This is a genomic window from Cyanobium sp. BA20m-p-22 (assembly GCF_024346275.1).
Taxonomy (GTDB): domain Bacteria; phylum Cyanobacteriota; class Cyanobacteriia; order PCC-6307; family Cyanobiaceae; genus Cyanobium_A.
This window is the reverse complement of sequence record NZ_JAGQCQ010000177.1, coordinates 1-7,644: the sequence shown is the minus strand read 5'-3', so window position 1 is coordinate 7,644 and position 7,644 is coordinate 1. Positions and strand designations below refer to the sequence as shown.

Below are 7,644 nucleotides of genomic sequence, written 5' to 3'. Positions count from 1 at the left end.
ACACCGAACCAGCCCACGTAGAGGCGGTTGTTGGTGGAGGTGACCCAGTCGCAAAACTGGTTCCACGCAGAAGCGCCTTGGCGCTGCTGAATAGTGGTTGTCATGAGAACGGTTTGGGGAAGGGCTTACCTGACTCAGCCGAGAGGCTTTGGAGGAAAGCAGTAAGTAGATGCGGGGCGGGAAACCGCTCGCTCATCTGAACGTAACACCAGTTCACAATTGCCACCCAACCCAGATGCGCAATTGGACGACAGCAAAGCTGATGACACCGATAAGCCCGGCTAATCACGAACTGTCCGGTGGTCGCGGCAAAGGTCCATCGCCCCAATCGACCATCGACATTCCCAAGCTGGTTCTGCTGCTGGCTGGTGATTCTCGGCCTGCTTACGCCCGTGGGCGCCCTGGCCCTGACCGGGACGATGCCCATGGCGGCCTGCCAGCAAACCTCACGGCCGGACTGAACACCCACGTGCTGAAACTGGTGGTGCTCCACCTAGAAGGAAACCTTGCCCTGCTGTTCAACGGGCCGGGTCGCTTTTCCTTTGATGCAGACATGGGGACCGAGCTGATCTCCGGACTGGATCAAGGCGGTGCTGCCCCTAAAACGGATCAACCCGATGGCTTCGGGGCCCTCACTACGGTGGCCGTCTCAGTGAAGGCCTTCCACCAGGCCGATTGAGCGGCAAGAGAAGGTCTGCCGCTTATGGATTCGCAGCCCTCAGTCGCGACAGCGCCCAAATGAGTCACATTGCGTTACAATTCCCGTAACAAACCGCAATAGTCATGACTGAGCCCACGCCCCGCTTCGGTTTCGTCGCCTTCGCTGAAACCTGGAATGGCCGCCTGGCCATGCTCGGCTTCGTGATCGGCCTGGGCACCGAACTGCTCACCGGCCAGAGCATCCTCGGCCAACTGGGCCTGGGCTGATCTCATGAGCACCGATTACACCGCCGCCATTGCAACCGTCATTGCACTTGTAGTTGTGCTCGGTGGCATGACGACGTACGTGCTCAGCCGCCCTAGTGACCTGACCCCAAGGACTCGATGATCGCAACACTCACAGTGGTGCTCTTTGGTGCCTGGTTGATCAGCGCCCTATTTCTGCAGCCCAATATCGCCGATTGATGCAAGCGCGCTTCCGCTTCGTTTGACACCACCCAAAAGATCCCCATGACCAACACCCCCGCCAACGAACAGCTCCTCAACAGCAGCCCCGAACAGCTGACTCTCGTGGCGCAGCTCAAGCGAGCTGAACTGTTTAACGGCCGTGCCGCCATGCTCGGCATCGTCATAGGCATCGTGGTGGAAGGCCTCACGGGCTTTGGTATCGCCCACCAAATTGGTCTCGGTGCACTTGTTGATGGTTATGCCGCCTGCCGCACCCAGTTTTTACCGTTCTGTTTCTAATCCAACTTTACAGCTGCATTGCTGAGGTTCCTTTAGTCTTGCGCTATTGTTTCTAAGTAATATTTTACCTACCTAACAATTGATTGCGAATTAGCCATTGCTGGCCCCACGTTGATGCGGTTACCATGTCCAAGCCAACCAAGGACGACGTAGAAAGATTAAGCCGTGGTAAGCCGACTCGATCAAGGATAGGAAGTCGTCAAATACCCCATAGACTAACGCAAAAGGAGCGCATTCTTTTTGGAGCAGCGCAACGTCAAGGGTTTTTGAAAGTTCCTGTGGCGGGCATTCGTCCAAATGTTCTGAATATTTATAAATTGTGGTGCGACGCCGAAGGCAGAGATTGTATTATCGTAGATAGCACTAAATCATAGGGTTAAAATTATTCATTGGAATTGCATGCCAACTTCGCGGGCCATGCTTTTTCGCCCTGCATTCATCTAGTTTGAAGGAGAAATGGATGCTGACGACAGCATGCCTATCAAAGATTAGAGCGAGCCATGCCTGATTTGTTGGTGCGCGGCGTCGATGACGACCTAGTCCAGGCGCCCAAGAAGCGGGCTGGTACCAATAGCCGCAGCCCGATACAACACCTCGCTTTTTCTAGCGGCGCTCACCATTGGTGTGTTGCGCCGCGGGGTTGAGTTGGTTCGTCAGCGGGGGGATCAACCGCAAGCTCAACTGCTGGAGCAGCGAGCAATCAGAAGCCTGTGCCTGATGTCAACTAGGTAGGCAACGCGCCCGCCTACCTAATCGTCGCCGAACAAGCCTGGCTCGATCGCATGGGCCTCTGGGAAGAGGAGTCTTTGCAGGTAAGCACCAGCAAGGGCTAACGCCTCCTTGAGCCAGTACTTGCAAGCATCAGCCCTGGGCTATGGCCTGAGGCTTTTTGATGCAAGCCATCCACCCAGGTGCGCCGATGCCCTGACCCGTGGCTAAGACAAAGGCAACTGCCTACGACCCCATGGGCCTGTTGTACGTCCTGCTTGTCGACACAGAAGACGGCACCACCACCGTCAAAATGGAAGCAAACAGCAAAGAAGAGGCGCTGGAGAGCGGCCAGGAGCTCTATCCCGGTTGCCGACTGGCGCTCGTGAATCCAGCACCGGGTGAGCAAAAGGGCTAACCGAAAGCCTCAGACAACCATCACCCCCGAGCAGCGCTCGAGGGTGATGGATCAGTGAACCTTCCTATAGCAGTGAAAAAGAAGCTGCTGACGTTGGCACCTGGGGCCATGCATTCCAGGTGTGGGGCGGATGATCCTCCTGAGGGCACCTGTGGCGGTGCGGCTGGAGTGTCGATCAGTCAGGCGCACAAGGTGAGCTGCACTAGGGAATGCTGCTCTCTTGCCAGGCTGAACGACCCGCCCACAAATAAATAAAGACTGTTGGAGCAGGGGCCTGCAGTCAGCGTGCTTCTGGAACCTGGCGGGGTGGCGTGTCGTCCATGTTGGGCGCCTCCTTTCTTTGTGACCTCAGATTCGCTCCGCCAGCAGCTCATAGCAATCGGCTTTTACACGCATTGTTTCTGGCTGCAGATCGGAGCAAGGTGGGACTGCTTTGTGGCCTGCAGCAGCTCAGTCCCTGCGCAGTGGTGACGGCGTCCACTGCGGCGAGCAAACCTGCCAGCCGGCCCTGCGCTTCTGGGCCCACAGCTTGATCGCCTCATTTCGCATCAGCTCCCTGCGGTGTTTCAGCAGCGGTGGCTCCCCGCTGGGCATTACCTCTCCAAAAGTCACCTCCAGCGCCTGGCTCCAGCGGTCGTAGCGCAACGGCTCGAACGCGCGTTTGACCAGCACTGATCCTGGATTTAGTAGCCCACCCCTAGGGGATGAAATCCGCCGATTAGGTCGTGCCACACATCAGCAGCGCGGTGTTGCTTGTCTCCAAGACGATCTTTCTTGTGAGGTTTTAGAACGCGCAACATGGAAGCGGATCCCTTGCAATAACAGGGTTCCAGAAATCAGCGCGACCAGTTACCAGTGGGGCCTCTACGCAATCTGCGTCTGCCGCTACGCGGACCCCGAGGAGGAGGAATGACGGACTTCCCCCGATTGGGGGAAACGAACGGGGTTCTTCACGAACTCCAGGAAGGCCGCTTGGGGCAGGGGTCGGCTGAGGAGGTGGCCCTGCATCTCATCGCAACCGAGGCTGCGCAGCAGGGTCAGTTGCTCGTGGGTCTTCACTCCTTCAGCGATGGTGCGCTGACCCATCGAGCGGGCCAGGTTGATGATCGTCGTCACAATGGCTCGATCGTCCTCGCTGGCCACCAGATCGCGGATGAAGGATTGATCGATCTTGAGCCGATGGGCACGGATTCGTTTGAGGTAGCTCAGGGAGGAATAGCCGGTGCCAAAATCATCGATGGCCAGCCAGATCCCCTCCTTGTTGAGCCGCACCATGTGCTTCAGCGCCTTCTCAGGGTCCTCGAGCGTCACCGATTCGGTGAGCTCCACCTCCAAGCGTTCGGGCGGGAACCCTTCCGCTGCCACCTGCTCGATCACCATGCGGGCAAGGTCCTCCTGTTCAAATTGAACCGCCGAGATGTTCACCGAAACGCTGATGGGTGGCAGCCCAAGTTCGGTCCAGGAATTGGCATCGCTTAGGGCGCGACGCAACACCCACTCGCCGATCGGAAGGATCAAGCCACTGGCTTCGGCCAGGGGAACGAATTCGGCCGGCGATACGGCCCCCAGATCTCCATGGGTCCAGCGGAGCAGGGCTTCAGCGCCGAAGATCTGATTGGTTCTGAGTTCGAGCTGGGGTTGGTAGACCAGGCTGAACTCCTGCCGCTCGATTGCCTGGTGCAGGGCATTGGTGAGACGCAGTTTGCGGGCGCTCTGCACCTGAGCAACGGCTGAGAAGAGCTTGGAGACATTGGGGCCCGCCAGCTTGGCCTGATGGAGCGCAGTTTGGGCATGGCTCATCAGCAACTGGTGGCTGACGCCGTCGCCTGGGTAGAGGGCAATCCCCACCGAGGCAGTCAGGAACAAAGGCTCACCGCCAGTGCTGTAGGCCTCCGAAATCGACTCCCGCAGCCGATCCGTCAGCACCAAGGCGGTGGTGGCGTCGGAATTGGGCAGCAGCACCGCGAATTCGTCACCGCTGGTGTCGGCCAGGGTGCCGGCATCCCCCAGAACCACCTTCAGCCGCTTGGCCATCTCCATCAGCACCCGGTCCCCCATGTCATGGCCGAGGTTGTCGTTGACGAGCTTGAAGTTGTCTAGATCGAGAAACAGCAAGGCCAGGGGCTCGTTGGCCTGCTGGGCCCGACTTAGGTCTGAGCGGATCTGATCCTGCAGCAGGGTGCGGTTGGCCAGGCCTGTGAGGGGGTTGAAGTAGGCCAACCGTTCCAGCTGTTCCTGGGCGAACTTGCGGTCGGTGATGTCACGGGTCAACCCGTGGAGCTCCATGCGGCCACTGCTGGGATGTCGCACCAGCTTGGTGATCAATTCAGTCCAGACCGTTGAGCCATCCTTGGTTAACTGCTCATGCTCAATGGTTGAGATCACATCACTGCTGCGCAGCCCGGCATCGAACTCGGCCATTTCCAGACGGATCTGCCGCTGCACCTCCCGGGCCACCGCAGGGGTGAAGGCTTCCTCGAAGCGCTGCTCCATCACCTCGGCCACCGTGAAGCCCCGAAGCCGCTGCACCGATGGGCTGACGTAGAGGTAGCGAAGGGTCTCGGCATCCAACGACCAGATCACCTCGTGGGTGGATTCGGTGATTTCCAGACGGGCCAGAGCGCAAACGCGAAGCCGAGGTAGGCCAGTGACACCAAGTGCAACCCCGGGGAAGGAGCGGGAGAATCCAGGAGCAGCCAAACAACTCCCTCCAACGCCTGCTGGGTGGCGAAAAGCAGCGGGATCAATGCCAGCGGCTGCCAGCGTTTTGGGTCCAGACCTTGGGTCACTGTGAGGCTCACGATCCCTACGGGGGCAAGGCCCATGGCCGTGACGAAGCTGGCTGTCGCCGAAAAACACATGTCCCCCTACTCGCGGTTCGGGGACCTACTGGCGACGGTCAGGCCCTTTGTAATTAAGGATGGCAGGATTTCCTATCCGGCAACGGCCTTTGGTACGGATGTTTGCAGGATCAGGGCTGCCCCGCAAATTGCAGGGGCGGTCTTCCGGCCGGTTTTCTTGGTTCTGACAGCTGATCCTGGCAGCACAGCGCCTGGGTTATCGGATCACCCGCAGGAGGCCATAGCCCATCCAGGCCTGGTCGTAATGGCTGGAGAAGGAGAAGCTGTGCCAGCTGTCGAGCCAATAGAGCTGGCTGTGGAAGCGCTCATCGGCCGGGCGAAATACCAGGCCTGAGGCGGTGGAAGTCGGAGTGGCAGCGGCGGCGGTCATGATTGGGCAATAGGGAGCTGGTGCAGGCGCGTGATCAGATCAGCGATGGAGTCGTCCTTGGCGGGATTGTCGCTGTTGCTCGACAGCTGGCGGCCCACCACATGGGCACCGAGATGAGCCAGCTGCAGCCTCATGGCCGTGAGCACGCCATAACCGGCGCCGGCGGAGTGGGTGGCGATCACCACAGGGCGGCAGTTGAACAGGGCCCGGAAGTCGCTGCCCTGCACTGACAGCCAGGCGATGGCGCTGGTGAGCACCGGCGGGATCGAGCCGTTGTATTCCGGCGAGCAGATCACCCAGCGCTGAGCGGCAGCCAGCTGGGCCTCCAACGCCGCCAACCCTGGCGGTGTGCCTGCGGCCTGGGCTCGCGGGGTGAACAGAGGCAGGTTGATGGTGGTTAGGTCGAGCACGGCAGCGCTGTGGCCCTGCTGGCGGGCGGCGGCTGCGAAGCGCTCGGCCAGCTGGAGGTTATGACCGTTGCTAGCGGCGATCACCAGCACATCTGTGGAGGTTGAGGTACTCATGGCTGGGGCTCCAGGGTGAGCTAATCGGTATAGACAGCGTGGTCGGTGCTGAAGAAGCTGGCGAGATCCTGGGCATTGAGGGGCGCCAGCGGATCGTGCCCGAGGGCATGGCGGCGGCCGTGTGGGCAGCCAGCTACGCCGAGCGTCAGTAGGACTGTCCAACTGAATCGGTCGTGCCAATGCATGCTCGCTATTTCAATGCACTGGATGCATAACGTTGCGGCTCAGCGCACTGGAAGGGCAACTTGAGTTGCACGCAGGAGTGTCGATGAAACCGCCCTGGCTCTGGCTGCCGCTTGCACTCACCGTGGCCAGTGCATCGGCCCTGGCCCAGCAGCCGGTGCAGCCCCTCCCGAAAGTGGGCGGTTGCCCGCTGGGGTACTACAGCTCTGGCGGCTACTGCGTGCCCAGCAGCAGCGGCAACACCCGGGGCGCCATAGAGAAGAGCGGCAACTCCTGCCCGCTGGGGTTCTACTCATCTGGCAACTACTGCCTCAGCAGCCCCAGTAACGACCGTGAGGCGATTCAAAAGAGCGGCAAGGGATGCCCGCTGGGTTGGTATTCATCAGGCGGCTATTGCGTCAAAAGCCGTTGATGCCTGTCCTGCTGGCAGTTCTATGTTGCAGATCTTGCTGAGCTGCCGTGCCCCAGAGCGAGCTACTGCGGTTCTTGGCCCATGTGAGGGCTGATCCAGCCCTGCGGCAAATGATGGCTGATGCCCTTACCGCTGATGAGGTGTCGCTGCTGGCCCAAGAGCGGGGCTTCCTGGTCTCTGGCAGCGACATCCTGCGCTTCCACGGCCAGTCGGCTTCTGGTATCCGCATCAGCCGGATCGATCACCCTGGCGAATATCCCGGCCGCTACTACTGAGTGCCCTTTAGCCCGCGATCACTACATACAAAACAAAACCCCCAAGGTTGGCCCCGGGGGTCGTCGTGTCCTCACACGCTGGAGCGTGGAATGGGCTGGCGAAGCTGCTGACGTTGGCACCTGGGGCCATGCATTCCAGGTGTGGGGCGAATGATCCTCCTGAGGGCACCTGCGGCGGTGCGGCTGGAGTGTCGATCAGTCAGGCGCACAAGGTGAGCTGCACTGGGGAATGCTGCTCTCTTGCCCGGCTGAACGACCCGCCCACTAATAAATAAAGACTGTTGGAGCAGGGGCCTGTAGTCAGCGTGCTTCTGGAACCTGGCGGGGTGGCGTGTCGTCCATGTTGGGCGCCTCCTGGGTCGGTGACTTTCAGGAAAGATGTCACTCCTGGGCTGCCACTCAGGCGGCCTGCATCAACGTTAACTCCAGGGCCAGTTCGTTCTCTTCCGGTGGCTTGTTAATCCACACTTCTTCGGGTTGGCGCCA

9 protein-coding genes and 2 pseudogenes are annotated in these 7,644 nt (G+C 59.9%); 6 read left to right on the top strand and 5 right to left on the bottom strand.

Going from position 1 to position 7,644, the window contains the following annotated elements:
• The first annotated feature begins 262 nt into the window (after positions 1-262).
• From KBZ15_RS14420 to KBZ15_RS14405, 4 genes are all read left to right on the top strand, one after another.
• On the top strand, positions 263-679 hold the full coding sequence (locus tag KBZ15_RS14420) for a hypothetical protein (RefSeq protein ID WP_255015904.1): 417 nt from the start codon (positions 263-265) through the stop codon (positions 677-679).
• Between the two features lie 104 nt (positions 680-783).
• A complete protein-coding gene (locus tag KBZ15_RS14415) occupies positions 784-927 on the top strand; it encodes a chlorophyll a/b-binding protein (RefSeq protein WP_255015903.1) in 144 nt (47 codons plus the stop codon).
• Between the two features lie 243 nt (positions 928-1,170).
• Positions 1,171-1,407, top strand: coding sequence for a chlorophyll a/b-binding protein (locus KBZ15_RS14410; RefSeq protein WP_255015902.1), 237 nt, complete (start codon positions 1,171-1,173; stop codon positions 1,405-1,407).
• A 931-nt stretch (positions 1,408-2,338) separates the two neighbouring features.
• Positions 2,339-2,533 (top strand): hypothetical protein, encoded by a 195-nt coding sequence (locus KBZ15_RS14405; protein WP_255015901.1) that lies wholly within the window; start codon positions 2,339-2,341, stop codon positions 2,531-2,533.
• A gap of 450 nt (positions 2,534-2,983) precedes the next feature.
• On the opposite strand, the gene KBZ15_RS14400 is transcribed toward KBZ15_RS14405, so the two are convergent.
• From KBZ15_RS14400 to KBZ15_RS14385, 5 genes and pseudogenes are all read right to left on the bottom strand, one after another.
• On the bottom strand, positions 2,984-3,205 hold the full coding sequence (locus KBZ15_RS14400) for a DUF1651 domain-containing protein (RefSeq protein ID WP_255015900.1): 222 nt from the start codon (positions 3,203-3,205) through the stop codon (positions 2,984-2,986).
• 213 nt (positions 3,206-3,418) lie between these two features.
• Complete coding sequence (locus KBZ15_RS14395; RefSeq protein WP_255015898.1) at positions 3,419-5,233, bottom strand: bifunctional diguanylate cyclase/phosphodiesterase; 1,815 nt, start codon at positions 5,231-5,233, stop codon at positions 3,419-3,421.
• 50 nt (positions 5,234-5,283) lie between these two features.
• Positions 5,284-5,358: pseudogene (locus KBZ15_RS18735) on the bottom strand (hypothetical protein); the annotation flags it as partial.
• A gap of 238 nt (positions 5,359-5,596) precedes the next feature.
• Positions 5,597-5,764: pseudogene (locus tag KBZ15_RS14390) on the bottom strand (pirin family protein); the annotation flags it as partial.
• Positions 5,761-6,288, bottom strand: coding sequence for an NADPH-dependent FMN reductase (locus KBZ15_RS14385; RefSeq protein WP_255015897.1), 528 nt, complete (start codon positions 6,286-6,288; stop codon positions 5,761-5,763). The gene KBZ15_RS14385 and the pseudogene KBZ15_RS14390, both read right to left, overlap by 4 nt.
• A 268-nt stretch (positions 6,289-6,556) precedes the next feature.
• Between KBZ15_RS14385 and KBZ15_RS14380 the strand changes: the two genes are divergently transcribed.
• Positions 6,557-6,883: a hypothetical protein gene (locus KBZ15_RS14380; RefSeq protein WP_255015896.1), complete on the top strand. Its 327-nt coding sequence runs from the start codon at positions 6,557-6,559 to the stop codon at positions 6,881-6,883.
• A 47-nt stretch (positions 6,884-6,930) separates the two neighbouring features.
• Positions 6,931-7,158, top strand: a complete 228-nt coding sequence (locus tag KBZ15_RS14375) for a Nif11-like leader peptide family natural product precursor (RefSeq protein ID WP_106502502.1) — start codon at positions 6,931-6,933, stop codon at positions 7,156-7,158.
• The last annotated feature ends 486 nt before the right edge of the window (positions 7,159-7,644 follow it).

Excerpts from the sequence above, each read along its gene's own strand:
- KBZ15_RS14380 (WP_255015896.1), top strand. The coding sequence starts at position 6,557 with ATGAAACCGCCCTGGCTCTGGCTGCCGCTTGCACTCACCGTGGCCAGT.
- KBZ15_RS14415 (WP_255015903.1), top strand. The coding sequence starts at position 784 with ATGACTGAGCCCACGCCCCGCTTCGGTTTCGTCGCCTTCGCTGAAACC.
- KBZ15_RS14385 (WP_255015897.1), bottom strand. The coding sequence starts at position 6,288 with ATGAGTACCTCAACCTCCACAGATGTGCTGGTGATCGCCGCTAGCAAC.
- KBZ15_RS14420 (WP_255015904.1), top strand. The coding sequence starts at position 263 with ATGACACCGATAAGCCCGGCTAATCACGAACTGTCCGGTGGTCGCGGC.
- KBZ15_RS14410 (WP_255015902.1), top strand. The coding sequence starts at position 1,171 with ATGACCAACACCCCCGCCAACGAACAGCTCCTCAACAGCAGCCCCGAA.